Origin of the sequence: Paenibacillus xylanexedens (genome assembly GCF_017874615.1) — a bacterium.
Taxonomy (GTDB): Bacteria; Bacillota; Bacilli; order Paenibacillales; family Paenibacillaceae; genus Paenibacillus; species Paenibacillus xylanexedens.
Map to the genome: position 1 here is coordinate 14,746 of NZ_JAGIKV010000029.1, position 23,083 is coordinate 37,828.

Annotated in this window: 22 protein-coding genes; 12 read left to right on the forward strand and 10 right to left on the reverse strand. The window is 47.2% G+C overall.

The genetic code is table 11. The features are described 5' to 3' along the window. Positions 1 to 67: 67 nt before the first annotated feature. Positions 68 to 2,890: a glycoside hydrolase family 3 C-terminal domain-containing protein gene (locus tag J2Z28_RS26925; protein WP_211085236.1), complete on the reverse strand. Its 2,823-nt coding sequence runs from the start codon at positions 2,888 to 2,890 to the stop codon at positions 68 to 70. 369 nt (positions 2,891 to 3,259) lie between these two features. Here J2Z28_RS26925 and J2Z28_RS26930 point away from each other — a divergent pair, with 369 nt between their 5' ends. From J2Z28_RS26930 to J2Z28_RS26950, 5 genes are all read left to right on the forward strand, one after another. Then, on the forward strand, positions 3,260 to 4,804 hold the full coding sequence (locus tag J2Z28_RS26930) for an FAD-dependent oxidoreductase (RefSeq protein ID WP_211085238.1): 1,545 nt from the start codon (positions 3,260 to 3,262) through the stop codon (positions 4,802 to 4,804). Positions 4,805 to 5,099: 295 nt separating this feature from the next. Further along, positions 5,100 to 5,429: a PadR family transcriptional regulator gene (locus J2Z28_RS26935; protein WP_036612821.1), complete on the forward strand. Its 330-nt coding sequence runs from the start codon at positions 5,100 to 5,102 to the stop codon at positions 5,427 to 5,429. Further along, positions 5,422 to 6,015, forward strand: a complete 594-nt coding sequence (locus tag J2Z28_RS26940; RefSeq protein ID WP_211085240.1) for an HAAS signaling domain-containing protein — start codon at positions 5,422 to 5,424, stop codon at positions 6,013 to 6,015. Before J2Z28_RS26935 ends, J2Z28_RS26940 begins: the two co-directional genes overlap by 8 nt. Beyond that, entirely contained in the window at positions 6,012 to 6,911 is a 900-nt protein-coding gene (locus J2Z28_RS26945; RefSeq protein WP_211085241.1) for a DUF4097 family beta strand repeat-containing protein, read from the forward strand. The genes J2Z28_RS26940 and J2Z28_RS26945 overlap by 4 nt, the downstream gene beginning before the upstream one ends. A 78-nt stretch (positions 6,912 to 6,989) precedes the next feature. After that, the gene (locus tag J2Z28_RS26950; RefSeq protein ID WP_062836838.1) at positions 6,990 to 7,709 is read left to right on the forward strand and encodes a 3-ketoacyl-ACP reductase; all 720 of its coding nucleotides are present in this window, start codon (positions 6,990 to 6,992) and stop codon (positions 7,707 to 7,709) included. 291 nt (positions 7,710 to 8,000) lie between these two features. On the opposite strand, the gene J2Z28_RS26955 is transcribed toward J2Z28_RS26950, so the two are convergent. Both J2Z28_RS26955 and J2Z28_RS26960 read right to left on the reverse strand, forming a co-directional pair. Continuing rightward, positions 8,001 to 8,540 carry a helix-turn-helix domain-containing protein gene (locus J2Z28_RS26955; RefSeq protein ID WP_211085243.1) on the reverse strand — a complete coding sequence of 180 codons (540 nt, stop codon included), beginning with the start codon at positions 8,538 to 8,540 and terminating at the stop codon, positions 8,001 to 8,003. Positions 8,541 to 8,603: 63 nt separating this feature from the next. Next, complete coding sequence (locus J2Z28_RS26960) at positions 8,604 to 8,969, reverse strand: glyoxalase superfamily protein (protein ID WP_211085245.1); 366 nt, start codon at positions 8,967 to 8,969, stop codon at positions 8,604 to 8,606. A 227-nt stretch (positions 8,970 to 9,196) separates the two neighbouring features. On the opposite strand from J2Z28_RS26960, the gene J2Z28_RS26965 reads away from it, so the two are divergent. From J2Z28_RS26965 to J2Z28_RS26985, 5 genes are all read left to right on the forward strand, one after another. Next, on the forward strand, positions 9,197 to 9,871 hold the full coding sequence (locus J2Z28_RS26965) for an alpha/beta hydrolase (protein WP_211085246.1): 675 nt from the start codon (positions 9,197 to 9,199) through the stop codon (positions 9,869 to 9,871). After that, positions 9,871 to 10,641: a DODA-type extradiol aromatic ring-opening family dioxygenase gene (locus J2Z28_RS26970; RefSeq protein WP_211085248.1), complete on the forward strand. Its 771-nt coding sequence runs from the start codon at positions 9,871 to 9,873 to the stop codon at positions 10,639 to 10,641. Before J2Z28_RS26965 ends, J2Z28_RS26970 begins: the two co-directional genes overlap by 1 nt. A 257-nt stretch (positions 10,642 to 10,898) precedes the next feature. Next, on the forward strand, positions 10,899 to 11,495 hold the full coding sequence (locus J2Z28_RS26975) for an SMI1/KNR4 family protein (protein WP_211085249.1): 597 nt from the start codon (positions 10,899 to 10,901) through the stop codon (positions 11,493 to 11,495). Between the two features lie 144 nt (positions 11,496 to 11,639). Beyond that, positions 11,640 to 12,641, forward strand: a complete 1,002-nt coding sequence (locus J2Z28_RS26980) for a cation diffusion facilitator family transporter (protein WP_143781100.1) — start codon at positions 11,640 to 11,642, stop codon at positions 12,639 to 12,641. Between the two features lie 253 nt (positions 12,642 to 12,894). Beyond that, positions 12,895 to 13,395 carry a hypothetical protein gene (locus J2Z28_RS26985; protein WP_017691802.1) on the forward strand — a complete coding sequence of 167 codons (501 nt, stop codon included), beginning with the start codon at positions 12,895 to 12,897 and terminating at the stop codon, positions 13,393 to 13,395. A gap of 726 nt (positions 13,396 to 14,121) precedes the next feature. Here the strand turns inward: J2Z28_RS26985 and J2Z28_RS26990 are convergent. From J2Z28_RS26990 to J2Z28_RS27005, 4 genes are read right to left on the reverse strand one after another with little or no spacing between them, the layout of a single operon-like run. Continuing rightward, positions 14,122 to 15,195, reverse strand: a complete 1,074-nt coding sequence (locus J2Z28_RS26990; RefSeq protein ID WP_036667861.1) for an ABC transporter substrate-binding protein — start codon at positions 15,193 to 15,195, stop codon at positions 14,122 to 14,124. After that, a complete protein-coding gene (locus J2Z28_RS26995; RefSeq protein WP_036612847.1) occupies positions 15,192 to 16,001 on the reverse strand; it encodes an ABC transporter permease in 810 nt (269 codons plus the stop codon). Before J2Z28_RS26995 ends, J2Z28_RS26990 begins: the two co-directional genes overlap by 4 nt. Further along, the gene (locus tag J2Z28_RS27000; protein WP_017691799.1) at positions 15,976 to 16,809 is read right to left on the reverse strand and encodes an ABC transporter permease; all 834 of its coding nucleotides are present in this window, start codon (positions 16,807 to 16,809) and stop codon (positions 15,976 to 15,978) included. Before J2Z28_RS27000 ends, J2Z28_RS26995 begins: the two co-directional genes overlap by 26 nt. Then, the gene (locus tag J2Z28_RS27005; protein WP_211085250.1) at positions 16,799 to 17,908 is read right to left on the reverse strand and encodes an ABC transporter ATP-binding protein; all 1,110 of its coding nucleotides are present in this window, start codon (positions 17,906 to 17,908) and stop codon (positions 16,799 to 16,801) included. The genes J2Z28_RS27000 and J2Z28_RS27005 overlap by 11 nt, the downstream gene beginning before the upstream one ends. A 255-nt stretch (positions 17,909 to 18,163) precedes the next feature. Between J2Z28_RS27005 and J2Z28_RS27010 the strand changes: the two genes are divergently transcribed. Beyond that, on the forward strand, positions 18,164 to 19,567 hold the full coding sequence (locus J2Z28_RS27010) for an MFS transporter (protein WP_211085251.1): 1,404 nt from the start codon (positions 18,164 to 18,166) through the stop codon (positions 19,565 to 19,567). A 308-nt stretch (positions 19,568 to 19,875) separates the two neighbouring features. Here the strand turns inward: J2Z28_RS27010 and J2Z28_RS27015 are convergent, their stop codons facing one another. The 3 genes from J2Z28_RS27015 to J2Z28_RS27025 form a co-directional block, all read right to left on the reverse strand. Further along, positions 19,876 to 20,343 (reverse strand): NUDIX hydrolase, encoded by a 468-nt coding sequence (locus J2Z28_RS27015; RefSeq protein WP_211085252.1) that lies wholly within the window; start codon positions 20,341 to 20,343, stop codon positions 19,876 to 19,878. Between the two features lie 146 nt (positions 20,344 to 20,489). Continuing rightward, a complete protein-coding gene (locus tag J2Z28_RS27020; protein WP_211085277.1) occupies positions 20,490 to 21,701 on the reverse strand; it encodes a nitric oxide synthase oxygenase in 1,212 nt (403 codons plus the stop codon). 127 nt (positions 21,702 to 21,828) lie between these two features. Further along, positions 21,829 to 22,308, reverse strand: coding sequence for a Dps family protein (locus J2Z28_RS27025; RefSeq protein ID WP_211085253.1), 480 nt, complete (start codon positions 22,306 to 22,308; stop codon positions 21,829 to 21,831). A 358-nt stretch (positions 22,309 to 22,666) separates the two neighbouring features. Here J2Z28_RS27025 and J2Z28_RS27030 point away from each other — a divergent pair, with 358 nt between their 5' ends. Next, positions 22,667 to 23,017 carry a cupin gene (locus J2Z28_RS27030; RefSeq protein ID WP_127548865.1) on the forward strand — a complete coding sequence of 117 codons (351 nt, stop codon included), beginning with the start codon at positions 22,667 to 22,669 and terminating at the stop codon, positions 23,015 to 23,017. Positions 23,018 to 23,083: the final 66 nt, after the last annotated feature.

Here is a 23,083-nt window from a genome sequence, read left to right on the forward strand (position 1 = left end):
AAATGGTCATTAAACAACAAACTAAGCCTCCGAATAAGTTCGGAGGCTTTTTCATGAGCTATTTGACTTAACGAATCTCAAAGTGACTGATGCGCACACCCGCAGACAACACAATGTATACATCCTGCGCACCTGATGCACCTGTGAGTTCCGCCTTCACGGTAGACCACTGCTGGGCTTCACCTTGTGCCAGTTCCACACGTCCTGCGAGCGTACCGTCTGGTGAACCGAGTCGAACTTCCAACACAGCGCCTGCTTTTTCCGCGGATACACGAGCTTCAATTGCTGCTGCCCCACTACCCAGATCGGCATCCTTAAAGGCAATCCATCCTTGCTCACCAACTACACGGACAGCACTTCCGCCCTCTTTGCTCTCATCCAGATCAACACCCAAGTATGCATCATAATTCTCGGCATGAGTAGCCACACCCAGATTACGGGCAGGGATCGTCTCTCCTTCTACCGTCAGGTCTGCAACCAGCTGAACATCGGAGGATGACTTGGCAACCATAATAGAGTAAGTTCCACCTTCCACGACATACCGATCACGAGTTACATCCCAGATTGCCAGTTCCTGAACAGGCAAAGTAAAGCTGACCTTCGCTGTAGCTCCCGCTTCGATATGAAGACGACGGAATCCTTTTAACGTTTTGAGTGGACGTTTCACCCGGGATTTGCCTGCACGAACGTACAACTGTACAACCTCGTCGCTGGCAATTGAACCGGTATTGGTTACATCTACAGTTACCGTAACGTTGCCCTCTGTACCCACTTGAGCTGGGCTAAGTTTCAAATTGCTGTATTTAAATGTTGCATACGTCAGACCATGTCCAAACGGATACAATACATTGCCTTCAAAATATTGATATGTCCGACCAGATTGAATGATATCGTAATCTTTGATGTCGGTCAGTTGATCTGCCGATTGTACCCATGTCATATTCAGACGGCCTGCTGGTGCATAGTCGCCATACAAGACGTCAGCTACTGCGTTACCCAGTTCCTGTCCTGCGTGTGAAGTATACAATACCGCCGGGATGTTCTCCTGAACCCAGTTGGATGTGAACGGATAACTACCCACGATGACAACTACCGTGTTCGGGTTCGCGGCATAGACCGCCTCAACCAGACGTTGCTGGGATTCGGCGAGATCCAGACTTGGACGGTCAATCTCTTCTTTACCATTTACAAGCGGATTATTACCAACAAAGACAATCGCCGTTTCCGCAGCCTTAGCTGCTGCTACCGCTTCTTCAAGTCCGTTCACAATCACATCCTGCTTGAACGTCTCTGTGGCACCAAAGGTTTTCAGTTCTTCGGACACTACTAATGCATCGTTTCCACCATTAGGTGCAGTCACCGTTTTGCCATTCCAAGTAGTCAGACCTACACTGCCATCCTCTTGTGGCAACAGGTGGAATACTTCCTTCACGAACCAGCCGTATACTTCATCAGCGGAAGCCGTTACGGTCTCTTCATCTGTGGTCAGATATTTGCCGTTGCTTTCGGCCTGCAAGGTATAACTTCCGAAGCCCCAGTCGGACACCATAAACGTCTCCGCTTCTCCCGAAGCAATCACAGGTGATTTTTCACCTTCTGCCAGTCCAATTTTCTTCCCACTGGCTACGGAAGTTAACGTAATACGGTCATTACCATCCTTGAACGATACTTTATCGCTGCCTACTTTGCCACGGATCGCCTCAAGCGGGGATACGTTATACGGCATGGTGCCTGCATACCAGTCACGATAGACCGTTCCACCCAACTGACCAATCACAGCCACTTTACCAGCTTTTGTTTTGTCCAGCGGGAGCGTGCCTTTGTCGTTTTTGAGCAATACCACTTGTTCTCTTGCAGCTCTGAGCGACAGTTCTTTTGCTTTCTCTGTCATCATGGACTCTTCACCAATAGAAGCGTACGGGTTGCCTTCTTCCGGATCGAACTCACCCAGACGGAAACGCACACGGAACGTATTAAACAACGCCTTGTCGATGTCATCCATCGTGAGCGTACCTTGTTCCAATCCTTCACGCAGTGCCTGTTTGGACAGCTCAGCATCATCGGTGATGCTATCAATTCCGGCCTTCACGGATTCTACGGTACCTGGTGTGTGGGAATCATAGTATTTATGATCATTCTTGATGCCCATTACATCGCCTGCATCACTGACAATGAAACCATCCATGCCCCATTCGCCTTTGACAATCTCGTTCACAAAAGGATGCAACAACGCTGGCGTACCATTAATGGAGTTGTACGCCGTCATCATGGACTGTGCGCCGCCTTCCTTAAATGGCTTCTCAAACGCCTTTAGATAATATTCACGCATGTTACGTGGATCAATGCTGGACGAACCACTTCCGCGATCCACTTCGTTATTATTGGCGAGGAAATGCTTCAAGGTAGCGACCGCTTTGTAATACTTTGGATGGTCACCCTGAATTCCTTTGACCAATGCTGTTGTCAGCTCGGCTGTCAGTTCCGGGTCTTCACCATACGCCTCTTCATTCCGTCCCCAGCGCGGGTCACGTTCCATATCCACTGTAGGTGCCCACAGCGTAAGACCGTTCACTGCCGGATTTCGTTTATAAAATACACGCGCCTCGTCTCCGAGCACGGAGCCAATCTCTTTCATCAGATCCGCATCCCATGTGCATGCAAGCCCCACCGGTTGTGGGAAGGATGTTGCTTCTCCAAGCCAGGCCAGGCCGTGTGCCGCTTCTGTTCCATGTTTGTATGCAGGCACACCCAGGCGGTCTACTGCCGGCTGATATTGCAGCATGGATTCAATTTTTTCATCTTCCGTCAAGCGGGATACAAGGTCCTTCACCCGGGTGTCTAACTCTAGTGCTGTATCTTGAAACGGATATTTCGTTTGGTTGGTCGTCATATAGAATCTCCTTTGGTTATCGGTAGTTAATTAAAATGATAGCGAATACATATCTCAAGAAAAAACGAGGGTTAATTCGGATGAAATACTTCTTCCGATGGATAGATTAATCCTTTTAAAATCAACGTTTACAGGTTTAAAACTTGATCTCATTTTCAAAATCTAAAACGATTTCGGTAATCTTATCATATAGCATGTTTAACAAAAAAAACAGAGGTTCTGCGCAGGAAATTGTGAACATCCCCTCTGCAAAATCTGAACAACACCGTTTTTTCCTGGCATAGTCTGGCAATCATGAATAAGAGTACAACGATGTGCGCTGAACGACAATCGCATCAACCGAATGAAGATGATTAAGGAGGAAGACAAATGAACGACAATCAGCAGCCCAAGACGGGTCTGCCACCGGTCCCCGAATCGCTGTGGCGTGCTACGCATCAATTCGATGCCTATCCAAAACTGACCGAAGATATCACCGCTGATGTAGCGATTATTGGTGCCGGTATTGCCGGGATCACTACAGCCTATTTGCTCGCGCAGACGGGTATGCGTGTAGTCGTGCTGGAAGCTGGAAAAGTGTTGGATGGCACGACCGGTCATACCACGGCCAAGGTATCTGCACAGCACGGTGTCATATTTGATGAAATTATGCATCACTTCGGACAAGAACAGGCTCGGATGTACTATGAAGGCAATGCCGATGCAGCGAAGTGGATGCGCAATTTGGTGAAGGAAAAACAGATTAATTGCCAGTGGGCAGAGGAAGATGCCTACGTCTACATTCAATCGGAAGAAAACATCAAAAAACTGGAGATCGAGCTAACCGCTTATGGCAAACTCAATATCCCTGGCGAGTGGGTAGATCCACTCCCTATTCCAGTTCCCGCAAGGGCAGGTATTCGCATGCCGGGTCAGGCACGTTTTGATCCGCTGGCCTATCTTCACTACTTGCTCGATTCAGCCGTAAAACAAGGGGTACAGATCTACGAGCATACGACAGTTATCGATGTAGAGGAAGACGCTTCACTGCATGTACGAACCTATGGAGATGGCCCATCCGTAACAGCGGAACATGTTGTCGTGGCCTCTCATTTTCCCGTCTATGACCCCGGATTTTATTTCACGCGGTTACACGCAGAACGATCCTACGCTGTATTAGTCGAACCGGAGAAACCCTATGCAGGCGGCATGTACATCTCGGACGATACGCCGTACCGCTCCTTGCGTACCGTCTTACATGACGGCAAGGAACTTATCCTCTTTGGCGGCGAAAATCACAAAACCGGACAAGGCATCTGCACCTTCGGTCATTATGAACGCCTGGAGCAGTTCGCAGCGGAGACATTTGGCATCCGCAACATTCCTTTTCGCTGGTCAGCCCAGGATCTGATCTCCATTGACAAGGTGCCTTACATCGGACCGATTACCGGAAGACATGAGCGTGTCTATGTGGCGACCGGGTTTGCCAAATGGGGAATGACAACGGGTACCATGGCCGGTCATATTCTCGCAGATCGCATCACCGGACGTGACAACCCTCATGCTGTCATATTCGATCCGGCAAGATTCAAGGCCGATCCTGGTATGAAACACTTTATTGTGGAAAATGTGAATGTAGCCAAAGAATTAATCTCCGGTAAAGTAGGCATTGTGCACAAAAAGGTTAGCGATATTGGTGAAGACGAAGGAGCCGTCGTTCGTCATAATGGTAAACGTGCTGGCGCCTACAAGGACACCAGTGGCAAGCTGTTTCTGGTGGATACCACCTGCACCCATCTAGGTTGCGAAGTCGAATGGAACGAGGGGGAACGTTCGTGGGATTGCCCATGCCATGGTTCCCGCTTTGATTATGCAGGCCATGTCATTGAGGGCCCTGCTGTGGAAGACCTTAAAGTCCTGGATGCACAAGAATAACCGACATTTAGCGATTAACCTGTAACCAAAGAAACAAAAGTTCATCTCACAGACCGGATCGGAATCCGCCTCCAGACGGAAGCAACCGATCCGGTTTTTGCGTATGCTGAATTATAGCTAAACAGACAGCTTCAGCTAAGCATCAGTATTAAACGAACTTATTATCGATCAATCGTGATACGGAACTATTTTAAAGTCACTACCTTGCATTAAACAGTACTGGATGCTATGATGACTTCACCACTACTGAACAATATACACTAGCGATAAATGAAGCTACGAAGGAGGAACCTGTGTGAATGTGAACATCCAGTTCAAAAAAGGAGTATTGGAGCTGTGCGTCCTGGTATTAATTAACCGCCAGGATCGGTATGGCTACGAACTGGCTCAGGCGGTCTCCAAACATATCGAAGTTGCTGAAGGTGCACTGTATCCCTTGCTTCGCCGGCTTGTAAATGACGGTTACTGCACCACCTATCTGCAAGAATCAACTGAAGGCCCGCCGCGCAAGTATTACCGACTATCCGATACAGGTCGCGACTACATGACGGCACTGACGACAGAATGGAATGAATTTGTGCGCAATGTCGCAAATCTGATTGAGGAAGGAATCCCCAATGAATAGACAACAATTTATGAAAGCCATGGAAATTCATCTACGGCCGATGGACCCATTCGAACGGGCTGAGTTGCTCGCCGACTATGATCAACACTTCGAGCTTGGACTACGAGAAGGCAGGCTGGAAGAAGAGATCGCTCGGGAACTGGGACACCCGGAAGAGATCGCCAAGGAAGCACTTGGTGATCGTTATGACATTCATACACCGGGTTCAGATGCGTTCTATGCACCGACGTATCGCGAAATGCGGTCAGCCAAAAACAGCACCAGAGCCACTCGCAACTTTTTCACAGCCATCGGCCTGTTATTCCTGAATCTGATTCTTGGCATTCCTCTTGGTCTCATGATGTGGTCGGTATGGCTTGTTATTGCCAGCCTTTCCTTGCTGGTATTGGCTCCTGTGGCAGCGGTTGTGGATTTCTTATTCCTGAGCCAACTCGATAAAGCAGAGATCTTCGTTGCGATTGGCGCTTTCGGTGTCGGCATTTTGTTTGCCATCGCATCGAAGTATGTCTTTAGAGCCTTCAAAATAGTCACTCTTCAATATATTAGATGGAATAAAAACACGATGAAAGGAGATGTTTCCGCATGAGCACCAAAAAATGGCTTGCGCTTGCCGTGATATGTATCGGAATAGGTTTACTTGGGACATCCATCTATGGCGTTCAGTTCGGGGATGAACGGGAGCATTATTCTAAACGATGGGATTTCAAAGTAGATGAATTGCAGAACATTATCATGAATGCTAATTTCAGTGCAGATATTGAATTTGTTGTAAGCCCGGATTCGAATGGTTATATCGAAGTGGATGGCAAATGGGACCCTGCCGTAGTAAAAAGCTTCGAACAAGCCACTTTATCTAACGGCACATTCCAACTGTCTCAGACAGAACGTGACCGATTGCAATTTTTCACCCTGTATTGGAATGAACAAGACTCCACAATAACGGTTGCTCTGCCTGAAGGACACCAATTAAATGAGGTTAAGCTGGAATCCTCTTCAAGTGACTGGGATCTAACGGATCTGAGTGCCAATCAGCTTGAGCTGAATAATACCTCAGGTTCCATACGTCTGGAAAACATCAAGGTACCCAATATTGAGCTGGCTCTAACTTCGGGCGACATTACCGCTTCCATGATTAATGGAGACATGACCGTGAAACAGACATCCGGAAGCTTCACGGCAGATCAGATTGCAGGTCATGTAAACAGTAAGATTAAATCAGGAGATATTGAGATTACTGAATTATACGGCGCAGCTGATGTTCAATTCACTTCGGGTAGCATTCATATTGAACAGTCCCATTCCGCCCCGATTAATGCGTCGGGAACATCAGGAGATATTTTCATTCAAGCTGCACCTGATTTTGACGGAATTTATGACGCTAAAGCTACTTCCGGAAGTGTCGATGTACCTGAATCGCCAATGGTGAGCCGGGAAGTGATCAAGGCCCGTACTTCTTCTGGCAGCATCGAGATTACCAAATAGTGATGAAGCCAATTTCCGAACTGTGGGTAATAATAGTATAATTGAATGCTAGTCCATTTCTAAGGAGGAATTACCCACATGGAACTTAAAAATAAAACAGCGATCATCACAGGTGCCGGAAAAGGTATCGGCCGTGCGATCGCTGAAGCTCTTGCCAAAGAAGGAGTGCACCTCGGCCTTATTGCACGTACCGCTTCGGATCTTCAGGCTCTTCAACAATCACTCAGTCAAGAATACGGCGTGAAAGTAACCAGTGCTGTAGCAGATATCTCGGATCGCACGCAGGCCGAAGCCGCTGTAGCAGCCATCGAGATGGAACTCGGCGCAGTGGATATCCTGATCAACAATGCAGGTATCGCAAGCTTCGGAACATTGCTGGATATGGACCCAGAAGAGTGGGAACGCATCCTGCATGTCAACGTTATGGGTACATATTACGTTACACGCGCTGTCCTTCCAAGCATGATCAAGGAAAGTAGCGGCAGCATTATCAATATTGCTTCCACTGCAGGTGAACGCGGATTCGCTACGGGTTCGGCATACTGCGCGTCCAAGTTTGCATTGCTTGGCATGACCGAATCTCTGATGCAGGAAGTGCGCAAGTCCAACATTCGTGTAACGGCACTGACTCCAAGCACCGTTAATACGGAGCTTGCGACCAATGCCGGACTGAAAATTGGCGACGAAGATCGCATGATGCAAGCGGAAGATGTAGCTGAACTTGCACTCGCAACGCTCAAGCTGTCCGACCGTGTCTTTGTCAAAGCAGCAGGCATCTGGACGACTAATCCACAATAGACAGTGTGCTTCTGATTTTCTAACGAAACTCTCGCACCTTGTTGTTCCCTTTTGCAGGAAATGAGAAACGTAACGAATCTCAGCGACGTTATTTCGCCAGAAGTCTGTGGAATGTAGCTAAATTACACACACAGCAGTGAAATAAAGCGTCTGAGATTCGTTACAATCTCAATATCTGCTTAAAATCATCTAATAGGGCTCGCTCAGTTCGTTAGAAGATAAAAGGACGTTTCCCATTGTACATGTATGCAGGTTCGCATGTTCATGACTTGGGAGCCGTCCTTTTTTATTTTATAAATGATCCAGACTCAATTCTTTGGACACCGCAATGAGCACCACCGCAGGCTCCTCACCGATATTGGTCACTTCATGAGGCACTATCGCATTCCAGGTAAACGAATCCCCCTCTTCAAGAACTTCCACATCTTCGCATTGCTCCGCACGAATCTTGCCCTGCAACACCAAATGGCTTTCCTCTCCGGCATGTTTGCTCACCCCGGTTGAAGCACCTGGCGGTAACTCCACAATGGACATACGCATCGCACCTTTGGCTGTAAGCTGCTGCACTTTGATCTGTCCGCTTCCGGCTGTCGTCTCCTTGCGCTCGTTCTTGCGTACCACATTCATCCGTTGCTCCGGTGTCAGCAGCAAATAGGGAAGTGGCACTTCCAGATAATCCGCAATACTTTCAAGCGTAGCAATGGAAGGTGACGTTTTGTTATTTTCTACGTTGCTGATAAAACCTTTGGACAACCCCGTTCCCTCACACATCTGCATGATCGTAATCTGTTTCTGTTTGCGGATCGTACGAATAGCCAAGCCAATATCCATATCGCGTCCCTCCCTTCTATTGATTTTTAAACACTAGACGTCCGCGTCGCTTCTTCAGGTTATCTATTCAGCGCTTGTCTCAACAAATATAATCCGATTACCAAACGGATCTGTCACGGTCATCTCCCTTGAATTCCAAGGGGTCTCCTCGATACCGGGTCTCGCATTTTTGTACTCTTTCTGACGAAGTGCACCATGTAATGCATCCAAGTTATCCGTCTCCACACGTAAGGCGGCTCCAGGTGTACAATCTCCATGATGTTCAGATAAATGAATCACGATGGAATCAAGCGAAATTTGCATATATAAGGGCATATCCGGTTCAAATCGATGTTCCCAATCCAATTGAAAACCCAGGTATTCAAGGTAGAACTCTCTAGCTTTATTTTCATCAAATATTCTCAAAATAGGCACGATACGCTTTAACATCCTGATCACGTCCTCGGGAATAAAATATTATTGATCTTCAGTGATTCTTCATTAGCTGCACTCGACTTTCCTTATAAACAACATATATTCATCATACAAAAAAAGTATTGACCCTACAATGAAACCATGATAAATTTTGTTCATAAATAAGAATATTTATTTCATATTGGTGAACTTTATTGTCAGAACGATATATTTAACTCATTCCTCTTCAGGTGGTGTTTTCAATGAATTCTCCTTATATACATGAAGTCCGATTACCGTCTCATTACAATCCAGATCAGCGTTATCCCGTGATTTTCGCCTTACATGGTATGGGATCAGATGAGCAAGATATGCTTCGTTTGATGGAGCCTATGCAGTCTGATTTTATTATTGTTGCCATCCGTGGGCCTATCGTTCAGGGTAATGGTTATGCTTATTTTCAGATCAAAAGCATTGGCAACCCCATCCGTGAATTGTATGATGCCTCCGTGTTGGGGCTGCAACAGTTGATTGTTGATCTGTCCGCCAAATATGCTATTGATCCCAAGCGGCGTTATATCGCCGGATTCAGCCAGGGCGCCATTATGGCCATGACCCTATCGCTGATTATGGGAGATGCAATTAAAGGCATTGTAGCGATGAGTGGGTACATCCCGCAATTTGTGAAAGACGAGTACAAGCTGCAACCCGATTCGGAGCTGTCTGTGTTCATCTCGCATGGGGATCAGGATCATCTATTCCCGCTGCAACTGGGCGAAGATAACGCCAATTTCTTCCGTCAACATACCGATCACGTCACATATTTACCTTACAACGGTGGGCATCAGGTGACCCCCGATCTATACCAACAATTCCAACACTGGCTTCGGACGGATGCAAATCTGACTACCGATGACTCGAAAGGACTGAATTCATAATGATGCCATCCCTGTTTATTGCTCATGGTGCCCCATCACTGGCACTGGAGGAGAATGTGTATACCGAATTTTTGCAGAAACTCGGACAAGAACTGCCGAAACCTAAAGCAATCGTATTGTTCTCTGCTCACTGGGAATCCACAACTCAGCTTGTATCCTCGGTAGCCAACTATGAGACCATTTATGATTTCGGAGGTTTCCAGCCCGAGCTGTATCAGATCAAGTACCCGGCTCAAGGACAGGCAGAGACCACAGCCGAGGTGGAACGTTTATTCACAGAAGCCGGGATTCCGGTACAGACCGATGACGTTCGTGGACTGGATCACGGCGCTTGGGTCGTTCTACGCCTGCTCTATCCGGATGCGGATATTCCCGTAATTGCCTTGTCCGTGAATCGCTATCTGACAGGTGAGCAGCAATATCAGGTCGGACAAGCGCTAGCTTCCTTACGTGAGCAAGATATTCTCGTGATTGGCAGCGGCGGAACCGTCCACAATCTACGTCGATTGAACTGGGAAAGTGACGGCGTTGATCCGTGGGCATCAGAGTTCGACAACTGGCTACATGACAAGCTGGTGAGTTGGGATACGGAGTCTCTCTTCTCCTATGATAAACTGGCACCTTCAGCTCAAGCGGCCGTGCCTACGCCGGAGCATTTTGTACCGCTGCTGCTCGCCATGGGTGCGGGAGATCAGAACAAGCGGGCATCGCTCCTGTTCAAAGCCTATCAATATGGTAACCTGAGCTTGTCCTGCTGGAAGTTTGAATAAAGAGGATTATGTAAAAGGTTGGTTTCATTTATAAAGTAGATAAATAACTAGCGTGAGTTACAGGGAACGCCCCTGTTACTCACGCTTTATTTGTTGTTACCGCCCTTGAATAATGAGACCATTGTAGTATGTAAAGCAAGGACTCCGGTTTCTTGTGTGCTTTTCCGGATTATAACTATAATATGAGGTGAAATTAGGATCAGTTTGCTCGCATACACTCACCATATTATCTGAATAGCTCATACGGAGGGAATTGGATGCCAGAACAGCGTATATATGAATTGATGGAAGAACTGGATATGTTGCTGGAGGAGAAGGTACAGGATGAGGAAAACCGGGAGTTGCTCAACGAATATCGCGATTTTGAAGGCGTGACGGATGAGCAGCTCGACGCATTCGAGCGTGAACAAGGTATTCGATTACCTGCTGATTTCCGTGCGTTTTATAAACGTAAAAATGGGAGTGGTTATGGCTTTCACGTCTTGTACCCAACCCTTGAGAAAGGACGGGAATCCGAGCCATTTTACCTGTTATCCCTGGAAAAAATTCAAAAGGAGCAGTCCACGCTGGTGGAGAACCGTATGGATGATTATTTTACCGAAGAAGAGATCCGTGAGCTTGATCCCCGAATCAAACCCTACCTTTTTCAAAAGAAATGGATCACGTTTGGCATGCTTGGAGGTGGTTCGCTGTATCTGATGTTCGACTTTGATCCGACAGAGCAAGGAACGGTTGGACAGATTATTATGTACGTGCATGACCCGGATTTTGTATATTATGTCGCTGGGACGTTTACGGAACTATTGGAACAATCCAACCGGAATTTACGTGCCTTGGAGGCCATTGAGTACTGAGATAAACATGATTATATGACCCTTTTTGCATAATGCTGGGATATGTCAAAGCGGTTATAATAACATTTAGTGGAAATGCACATGCTGTATAGATATGACTGCCTTTTCTACACCTAATACATTGATCTGGGAGGAACATACGAAGTGGCTGAACAACCGAAGTCTGAGAGCTTTATGTCTCTCATCAAAAAAGGAAACACATCCTCCGCCGTAGCGATGGCAGGTAATGCTGTTCTTGCTGTGTGCAAAGGGGGAGCCTTCCTATTCAGTGGCAGTGGTGCCATGTTCGCTTCGGCGATGCATTCACTCGCTGATGCCATTAACCAAGGGTTTGTATTTGTCGGAAGTGTGTTGTCCGAGAAAAAACCTACACGCCGCTTCCCGACCGGATTCGGACGGGTCATTAACATTTTCTGCATGATCGCCGTTATTGTAGTTACCATTATGGCGTATGAAACGATCCATGAAGGTATCCATCTGTTGCAGCATCCTGTTGGTCATACCGGCGGTCTCTGGATTAACATCGGAGTGCTTGTTCTGAACATTGTCATTGACGGGGCCATTCTGATCAAAGCCATGAAGGAAATTCTCAAAGAAGCACGCGCACCCAAAGCCGCCGGATTTGCCTTGGTCCCTGCTGCCATCAAAAATGTAGGCCGTGCTGCGCCACCAACCCGTCTCGTATTCTACGAAGATGTTGTCGCTGTACTTGGTGCCCTGCTTGCGCTAATCTCCGTCGTGGTTATTGCCTTGACCAATTTTGCATTGCTCGATGGCATTGTGACAACGATTATTGGATGTCTGATGATCGCTGTAGCCTTCCGTGTCGGTTACGATAATATGATTGGATTGATCGGGGTTGCCGCTCCGCAGGATATTGAGGACAAAGTGTCCCAAACCATTCTCGCAGACACACACGTTGCCGATATTCAGATGATGCGTATCATTCAGGAAGGCCGTTATTATCATGTCGAAGGTCTGATTGAACTGACCAAAGGACTCAGCCTCGCCGATGCGGATGACATCAAGTTCCGTATTCAGGAGAAACTGATGACAAACCCCGACATCGCCGACGCTGCCATCTCCATTATTGAGGATGACGGTGTGAACAGCTGGGGCAAGAAACATTCGGATGTGGTGAAATAACAAGCTTCGTTTTGGATAAAAGAATGACAGAACCCACTCTTCAGCAGAGTGGGTTTTTAGTATGTTCAACTACACCCTCATCTAGGAAGAGGTAGTTGCCCAAAATGCTTACCTAGACTTTGGTCTAGGTTCATTTTAACTCCAAAGACGGAGGATAGACTTTTCCAGTTCATGGTATGCTGTGAATAACAAAGTAATTGCTCTACATACAACCGTTCGGAAAATTGATCTTGTATTAAGAAGGAGAGATATTATGGCTAAACGTACGATCCTTGCGCCTGTTCTCATTTTGCTGGGCGTGTACCTGATTCTGAACCAAGGAGGTTCACTCGGTCCGGGTACGATCTTTGCGACCTTCTGGCCCACGTTATTCGTGATTCCACTAGGACTGTTCTTCCACTGGCTCTACTTCTCCATGATTGGCAGAGGGGTTGGACTTCTGGTTCCCGGTGGGTTGCTGCTCACGGTTGGTATCGTCTGTCAGATCGCTATGCTGTTTAACAACTGGGGTACGATGTGGCCAGGCTTTATTCTGGCTGTAGCTGTTGGTTTGTTTGAACTGTACTGGTTCGGTGGTCGGAATAAATGGTTACTGATCCCCATCAACATTCTAACGGTGATATCGTTGCTATTCTTCGCTGTGATGTCGATTGGCACGATGCTGAGCAGCTTGAGCTTTATCCAACCGTTCGTGGCGATTGTGCTGATTATGGGTGGGGCATGGATCATGGTGGGTCGCAAAAAGCGCATGTAGTGTCATTCATATAAGATGAATAGGATGCGGGGTCACACTGAGCCACTCCGCGTGCAGAATAATCTTTCGATCGCTGTTATCCCCGGATTTTTTTATTCCCCTTTTACAATGGGAAAATCCGGTGATAAAGGCGAACGCTCCGCTTCTATAGCTTATTTCTGCCCGCTCCGTTAACGTGTGCCCTTTAATGTTCATCTTATATGGCACTTCAAGCGCTATTGCTCTGAAGTAAGTAATAAAAAAGGGTTGCTGCTTGTCATTCAAATGAAATGACGAGCAGCAACCCTTTTTGTCTTTTTTTCAGAATCTAACGAACTGTACACATGCTATTGGCGGTTATTTACTGCTTTTTGAGTTTTAACGAATCAGAGAGTTGCTATTCCGTACATTTAGAGTTCAAATCCGCGTTTTACACCCGTTTATACCGATATAGCGTTGCTGAAGTTCGTTACAGTTGGTGCTCTATCCATATCAGCCTATTAAGGTGCTGTGAGTTCGTTAGCATTTAGTACGTCCACCTAAACGATCCACGACAGATGAATGATAAAGGGGAGTTGTTTAGATATAAGTTCAGCATACTGCTGTATCTGACCACCCAGTCCCTCACCGCTCTACCCTGTTTCAACCGAATGAATACCTCTGCAATTGGCCTCATACGATGCATTCCGCTTCGTTGCATTGCAACCATCGCATCCCCGTGTATTCAGCCAATTTGCCTGACGTCTCTTATTTGCTGTGCATTTTAAACTCCAGGAACAGGTCGTTATAATGCGAGAGCATTTTTTTGCCCAGATTATCGTAGACCTCCAGCTTACCTGTCAGTGTCTCGTCTGGATAGAACCGTTCATCCTCGGAGATGTCCTCTGGCAGCAGCTTAAGCGCCTCGGCGTTTGGTGTGGAATACCCGACATACTCCGCATTACGAGCGGCATGGTCCGGGTCCAGCATGAAGTTGATAAACTGGTGTGCCCCTTCAATATTACTCGCCGTCTTCGGAATAACCATGTTATCGAACCAGAGGTTCGAGCCTTCTTCTGGCACCATGTAATCCAGCTTGTCGTTCTCATCCATAATCTCGGATGCATCCCCGGACCATACAAGTCCAACTGCCGCTTCCTCGTTCGCAAGCAGCATCTTGATCTCGTCACCAACAATCGCTCTGACGTTTGGTGTCAGTGTAGACAGCTTCTTCAGTGCTTCTTGTAAATGGTCTTCGTTGGTATCGTTCAGAGAATACCCGAGACTGTTCAATCCCATCCCAATGACTTCACGTGCACCGTCAAGGAGCAGGATTTGATTTTTCAAACGCGGGTCCCACAGGTCGTTCCAGCTATCAAACGTCAATCCATCCACCAGTTCGGGATTGAACACAACCCCCACTGTTCCCCAGAAATAAGGGATCGAGTACTTGTTGCCTTCGTCAAAGGACAAGTCCAAGAACCGCGGATCGATGTTGCTCAGGTTAGTCAGTTTGCTGTGATCAATTGGAACGAGCAGGTCTTCCTCTTTCATTTTGCTAATCGCATATTCAGAAGGAATCGCCACATCAAACGTAGTACCGCCCTGCTCAATCTTGGTCAGCATCGCTTCATTAGAATCAAACGTCTGATAGATAACCTTAATGCCAGTCTCGTCCTCAAATTCCTTGAGCAGATCGGGGTCGATATAATCGCCCCAGTTATAGATGGTCAGTGTGTTGCCACCAGAATACCCCTGACTCTTATTCAGATACGAAGCCAGGATCATCAGGGCAAACGCGGCCACAAAAACAATCGCAAATGTCCGTACCAGTTGCTTCATGGTCGCAGCCCCTTTCCTCCGGGAGGTATCCGTGTTGCACGGCGGTTAATGAAGTAATATCCGACTACCAGCAGCACCGTGAGCAGGAATAACAGGGTAGACAAAGCATTGATGGACAACGAAACACCCTGCCTTGCTCTGGAGTATATCTCTACCGAGAGTGTGGAGTATCCATTACCCGTGACGAAAAATGTTACTGCAAAATCATCGAGCGAGTACGTCAACGCCATGAAGAATCCGGCAAAAATACCTGGTTTCACGTATGGCAGCACCACACGCGTCAGAATCTGCCATGAACCAGCGCCCAGATCACGTGCGGCATCCATCAGTGTTGGACTCATCTCCTGCAGCTTCGGCAGTACCATGATCACAACAATCGGTACACTGAATGCGATATGAGACAGCAGGACCGAAGTAAAGCCCAATTTGATGCCAATCATGGTGAACAGGATCAGGAATGACGCACCAATGATGACATCCGGACTAACGATGAGCACGTTATTGAGTGACAGCAGCGTGTTCTTGGTCCGTTTGCGACGCACATGGTAGATCGCCAGTGCTCCTGCTACACCAAGGATTGTCGAGATCGCTGATGACAGGAGCGCGATGATAAATGTATTCAGCACAATGATGAGCAGCCGAGTATCAGCGAACACCTCTTTGTACCATTCAAGCGTGAATCCTTCGAAGCTGCGCATGTGGCCGCCACTGTTGAAGGAGTAGAAGATCAGATACGCAATCGGTGCGTACAATATGGCGAATACAACGGCTAGATAGACGTTAGACAGCTTTCCGTTTCTTCCCATTACGCACCTCCTTCTTGCCTGATCCAGTCAGGAACATAATAATCGCCATCGCAATAATCAAAAAGACGGCAATCGTTGAACCCATCCCCCAGTCCTGGGTGACGAGAAAATGCTGTTCAATCGCTGTTCCCAGCGTAATTACACGGTTCCCCGCAATGAGGCGGGTAATCATGAACAGAGACAGCGCAGGAATAAATACAGCCTGACAGCCTGATTTTACTCCACTAATTGTCAGCGGAAAGATAACCCGGCGGAATGTCAGCCAGGATGAGGCTCCCAGATCCCGCGCCGCATAGATCAAAGATGGATTCATCTCTTCCAGCGCATTGAAGATCGGCAGGATCATGAATGGAATGAAGATGTACACCGAGACAAAGATAAAACTAAAGTCGGTGAACAAAATCTGCTGTGTACCAATACCCACGACTTCAAGCAGGGAGTTGGTCAGACCGTAAGTTCCGAACAGACCGATGAAGGCGTACGCTTTTAACAAGAGATTGATCCAGCTTGGCAGAATGATCAGCAGCAACCACAGCTGCTTGTGCTTCGTCCGGGTCAGCATATACGCCGTCGGGTAGGAGATCAGCAACGAGAACGCCGTAATCAGAAATGCATACCAGAACGAACTGAGCGTCATCTGCAAGTACACCGGTGTGAAGAATCGGGCGTAGTTACCAAACGTAAAATTGCCCTCTACATCGAAGAACGAATAATAGATGACCAGCAGAACCGGCGCCACCACGAACAACACCATCCATAATACATATGGAATCAGATACGCATTGCGTGTGCTGGCCTTAGTCTGCATGAGCGGCCTCTTGGTAAGCTTCAAGTCGTTTGTCGAACTCTTCCTCGGTCTCGTTAAAGCGCATGACGTGCACAGCTTCTGGGTCAAAATACAGCCCTATCCGCGCGCCGACAACGGCTTTCTTGGTTGAATGAACAAGCCACTCATTGCCCGCATCGTCGTACGTAGATATCTCGTAATGCACCCCGCGGAATAACTGGGAGTCCACATTAACCTTGAGCTTGCCTTGGTCTTCGGTTGTAATCTCCAGATCCTCTGGGCGAATGACTATCTCTACCGGCTCGTCCCGCTGGAGACCCTGATCGACACACTCGTGCTGTGCGCCAGCGAATTCCACCACAAAGTCCTGCTTCATTTTGCCCGATACAATGTTCGATTCCCCGATAAAGTCGGCTACAAAGCGGTTAATTGGCTCATCATAGATATCATTCGGTGTACCGCTCTGTTGAATCACGCCGCCATTCAGGACAAAGATCTCGTCGGACATCGCCAAGGCTTCCTCCTGATCATGCGTAACAAAAATGAACGTGATTCCCAGTCGCTGTTGCAGCTCCCGCAGCTCGTACTGCATTTCGGTCCGTAATTTCAGATCAAGTGCCGAGAGCGGCTCGTCCAGCAGCAGAATTTCAGGTTCGTTCACAATCGCGCGTGCAATCGCGACACGTTGTCGTTGTCCACCGGACATTTCGCCAATTTCCCGGTTTTCATACCCGGATAGATTGACGAATTTGAGGGCTTCCAACACTTTGCTGCGAATTTCAGCCGTTTTCATCTTTTTGATCCGCAAACCAAAAGCTACGTTCTCAAACACATTCAAATGTGGAAATAACGCGTAATCCTGAAATACGGTATTCACCTGACGCTGGTGGGCAGGCACCCGGTTGATGAGTTTACCGTTAAAATAAATACTGCCCTGTGTTGGCTCCGCAAAGCCGGCAATCAGCCGCAATATCGTTGTTTTCCCGCACCCTGACGGGCCGAGAAGCGTATAAAATTTACCCCGCTCAATCTCAAAGCTGACCGCCTTCAATACGGCTTCATCCTGATCGTATTGCTGAGTCACCGCTTCGAAGCGGATAATCGGTTGTTGTTCTGACATGCTTCACATCGCCCCCTTATACTTGAGGTACCTCTTAAGTCTGTACACTTTCGTTCATGCATCCTTATAGATAACCCATCTATTATATATGATTCAGGTATATCCGCAATGGTTTTGATGTAAACGCCGCGTGTCATTTCTTCTTATTTTCAAAAATTCTGCATACATTACGGGTATATGTCGATATCTACGCATTCCTTTGGGAAATGAAGTACGTTTAGGATTCCATTTTATGTGTGAGAGGAGTCTTGGCTCTTGGATATTCGTCGAAACTTGCCCTTGCTGATGACCATTTGTTTCCTTAGTCAGATGGGCGGATTCATGATCCTGCCCCTGTTTCCTTTATTTATTGAAGAATTCGGCCTGTCCGGCTGGATGATGGGGGTTATTTTTGCGCTTTTTTATGTGGGGAAAGTGATTGGTGGCGTTCCTGCAGCGGCAATTTATAAGAAACTAGGTGGTAAAAAAGCTCTCATCCTGATGCTGTTACTACTCGCTGTCTGTATGGGTGGCTTCGCGCTGTCTACAGCCGCAGTGTTCTTCGGCCTGCTCCGACTTCTACAGGGGCTCGCTTCCACGGGCCTTACCGTGGTCGTACGTTCCATCATCGGAGATGAGGGGAATGTAGACAACCGCGGCCTGTACAATGGATATATCAGCAGTAGTGAGGGCGGCGGCATGGTGCTCGGTCCGGTCATAAGTGGCTGGCTCGCGCTGCACTGGCCATTGTCGGTTCCTTTTTTGCTCGTTACCGTATGTTGTCTGATGGCCGTGGTCGCTGCGATGGGGATGAAGACGACGGCACAAGCTAGAGCTACACATGAATCTGGGGACATGTTGAACGAACCTGTAATAGAGGAGCTTTGGACTAGCGTGAACCAAGAACCTCTGGACAACTCAACACATTCAGTGCTCCACACGGATGACGTTTCAGATGATGACACTATTATTGGCTCCCCTCCTCATACTACTATAACTGCTGCTCCTTTACCTTCACCACCGTCTGATGCAAAGCATACTCAAGTTGATTATACCTCCCTATCCAATCAAGCTCCCGAATCAACAACGATTGGCCCAACTACAGAGTTTACCCAGCGTCAACAGCTTCTCGGCTACGGTACGGTACATTTTCTGGAGATGAGCGCCTATGCCGTATTTCTCACCTATTTTGCACTGTATGCAGCTCACATCATGCATTGGGACCCGTTTGCCACCAGTCTCGCCTTCACCGTCTCCGGGATCTCTACTCTTGCTGCTGCTCCCTTTGTCGGTTATCTCTCTGACCGGTTAGGCGATCGTCTGCTGCTCTGCATGCTTGGTATGTTCCTGATTGGGATTGAGGTCGTTGTGTTTCTAAGCACGTCCTCCCATCTATGGGTCTACGTTGGCATGCTCATTGGCGGGGTTGGCGGTGCATGTTACATGGATTCGTTCTTTGCTCATATTGGTGATCATATCCCGGACGAGAGTCGAAGTTCTGTCATAGGCAAAATTGTCTCTGCTGCCGAGATCGGCTCCATCGTATCTCCGCTGGTTGCTGCGTTGCTTACGGAAGTTGGATCGCTTTACTCTGTGTTTGTGTTTAATCTGGTGCTGATTGCTGCTGCCATTGCCGTTCAGGCCGCGATGCGCAGTCGGTACAAGACAAGGCGGGTGTAAATGCAAAAGGGAGATGTCCCACAAGTCATGAATATGACGGAGGCATCCATTTATTGGCGTAATTATTTTCTAACGAACTACACAAGTGTTATTCGCTTCAATTTCCACAGGGCGGTATTTTAACGAATCACAAAAGTACTATTTCCCCGAAATGGTGCTCCCTCATCGGTTTCAGGCAGGTTAATGCCGATATATCGCCACTGAAGTTCGTTAAATTACAATTCCACAATTAATCCGCCCTGTAAGGCGCACTCGGTTCGTAAGCTCTACAACTCGTGAGATAAACCGTTTCGGTAGCAACCTCTCGATTATATTTTCCCCAATAATGTTGCTATGTGCACTGCATTTTCTTGGATTTTTCTTTTTAAGTAAGGGTCGGTCCTGTCAGGTAATTCCGTTGGTTTGTAAAACTTTGCTTCAAGAACTTCCACCCCATCTGGCTTGAGTTCTCCTTCATACTCCGTGCAAATATAACCAATGACCACATTGTAGTATTCATGCCCATTTCTTAATTTTGTGTATAACTCTTTTCCTGAGAAGACGCCATACAGATGAAGTTTCTTGATCTCTATCCCAATCTCTTCTCTGACTTCGCGCATTGCAGACTCTTCCACCGATTCGCCGAGCTCCATGTTTCCACCTGGTACTCCCCACGTATCATCCAGATGTCGAACTAATAGAATCTCACCTGTCTTGTTCAAGATCAATATACTCGGTCTCACCAAAATAACAGGAGCATTGCCAACCATTCCTCGCAACGTTTCAATATAGCCCATGGATTAATCCCCCTATGTGAATTCATGACCTCATTATAGGCGTGTTATATATTTCCATATAGAAAAAGAATCTTTTCATTTTTTTCCTATTTTAAAGCCCTTCGTTTGATAAAAAAGGATCACAAAAAATAACCCGTCTGCACAATTTAATGTGCAAACGGGCATTTCATTGGTGTATCTCCGGCCTGCGGCTGGTGATTCTCTACCTGTGCATTCTGCTGCTCACTGCTTCGCAGTTCTGCGGCAGATGCCACGCCATCTTTCAGGGTATACGCCTGATCCTGACGGAAAAAGTTCGGCTTCACGATCTCATTGCGATAGGAGCTGTGGAAAATATGCGTTGTCGCCGGGGACACTGGCGGAATCAGCCACACCCAATCTCCGGTCAGTTCACGCCCAGCCTTCTCTTCCCGCTGTTCAAATAAATCGAACTGCGTTGCCGCCGTGTGGTGATCCACAATGCTCACACCTGCTTTTTTGAACGAATGCAGCACAGCCACATTCAGCTCAACTAACGCACGATCCTTCCACAGCGTCGTTTCACTCGACGTATTCAATCCAAACGCTTCCGCCACCGCAGGCAGCTTGTTATACCGGAACGTGTCCGCCAGATTACGGGCGCCGATCTCGGTACCCATATACCAACCATTAAACGGCGCTGCCGGGTAGGATATACCACCAATCTCCAGACGCATATCGGCGATCATCGGCACACCATACCAACGCATACCCAGCTCAGCAATCTCCTTCTGCTCCGGGTGTTCAATCATCACTTCCACAATCTCTTCTTCGGGTATAACATACCACTCTGGCGCTTGTCCTTGAGCCTGAATAATGAGTGGTAACACATCATATGAGCTACCTGCTCCTTGCCAGCCAAGTGACATCGCCGCCTTGGTCAGTTCCACCGAAGCAGGATCTCCAATAATGCCTTGCTCTGTCTCATATCCTGCATAACGAATAAGTTGATGATTCCAGACACGTACCGGAGCTCCATTCGGCCCATCCGGTGGAAGGATAGTAATCATCGGAATTACTTTGCCTCCGTTGGATGCCACATGAATATGATTCATCACCGCATCCGCTGCCGTTCCTGCCGTATCGGCATGACGGGCATCCACGATCCGAAGTTTGTCCCAGAACAGCCGTCCGATGCAGCGATTACTGTTCCGCCAGGCCATTTTGCACCCCTGCTCTAATTCTTCTGTGGTATGCACATAAGTACCCGTTGCTTCGATCTCTCCCATAACGGCAACAAGCCGGGCCTGCACGTCTTCACGCGAATGACCCAGCTCTTCATAACATGTATATATAAACCGTTCAGCTTCTTCCTGCAATTGTTCCAGGTCTGACCGCATCATTCATTCCACCATTCTGTACATCTTGGATGCCATCATTATACGGCAAGCGCACTGGATTTGTAAGCGAACGGACAGTTTGTTCACGGACTCTACATATCGTTGTCAGGATGAAGGGTAACCTTGCTTATTTGCCCAAAAATGCGTTTAACATCCAAACCTCTTTATCCAGTGCAGCAGTGAATCCAATCAGCATATCTTCTGTTGCGTTATCTTCTGCTTCTCCTGCTTCGTGAATGCCTTGATGAATCACATCCACCATCGTACGCAGATCAGCAACCACCGACTCTACCATACGCTCAGCAGACAACTGGCCTTGTGCCTCTTCAATCGGAGACAGACGTAACTGTTCACCCATCGTAGCCACCGGACGTCCACCAATAGCCAGCAAACGTTCTGCAACTTCGTCCATATTTGCTGTAGCCAAGTTGTACAGTTCTTCGAATTTGGCATGCAGTGTGAAGAAATGAGGTCCTTGGACATACCAGTGGAAGTTATGCAGTTTCGTGTATAGTACGGACCAACCTGCGATCTGACGGTTCAGGACCTCTTGAAGTGCTGTGGCATTGTTAGCAAAAGTGTTGTTTCTAGTTTGGATTGTGCTCATGGAATTTATCCCCTCTCGAATATAAAAATAGAATTTGAATTTTATAATGGATTGCTTTGATTCGCTTCTTTTAATTTAGACTTAATCTAAATCTTGTTTTAATTATAACACCGCATATTATGTTTGGGAAGGCTCTGAACTACTCTTTCAAATGAAGATTTCATGAAGCACAGCTTCATAGAAACATTGGCGCAGGCTAATAAAAAAGATGATTTTAAGCAAACTCTCCCCAACCTATTGGAGTTATGATAGACTCATCTGATCGGATTATCCATAAATTAGTGAAATAGGATGATACCCATCATAAAGATAGTTACCATTATAGGAAGTTAACTTAGTCACTATTGCGGAGGTAAACATGAGAATATTTCAATTTAAACAAGAGTCAGGGAAAAAGATTACCAAATTCGATTCTAATTTCGTAATGTCACGTATAACGCAGACCAACAAAGCAGCTCATATCGGATGTATGCATTTAGCTGAGGGTGGGGTCATAGGTTATCACCAAGCTGTAGTTCCTCAACTCCTTTTAATAGTAAGTGGAGAGGGTTGGGTTAGAGGGGAAGCAAATGAATACATCAAAGTTCGTTGTGGCGAAGCGGTTCTCTGGGATAAACATGAATGGCACGAAACCAAAACAGAAGCTGGACTCATGGCAATTGTAATTGAAAGCGAAGAGTTAGACACCTCATTAATGATGCCTTTATAGAAGGTATAATATAAAAAAGCAGACCTGCACCTAAGACGGTAACAAGACTGCTCCTTTAAACATAAA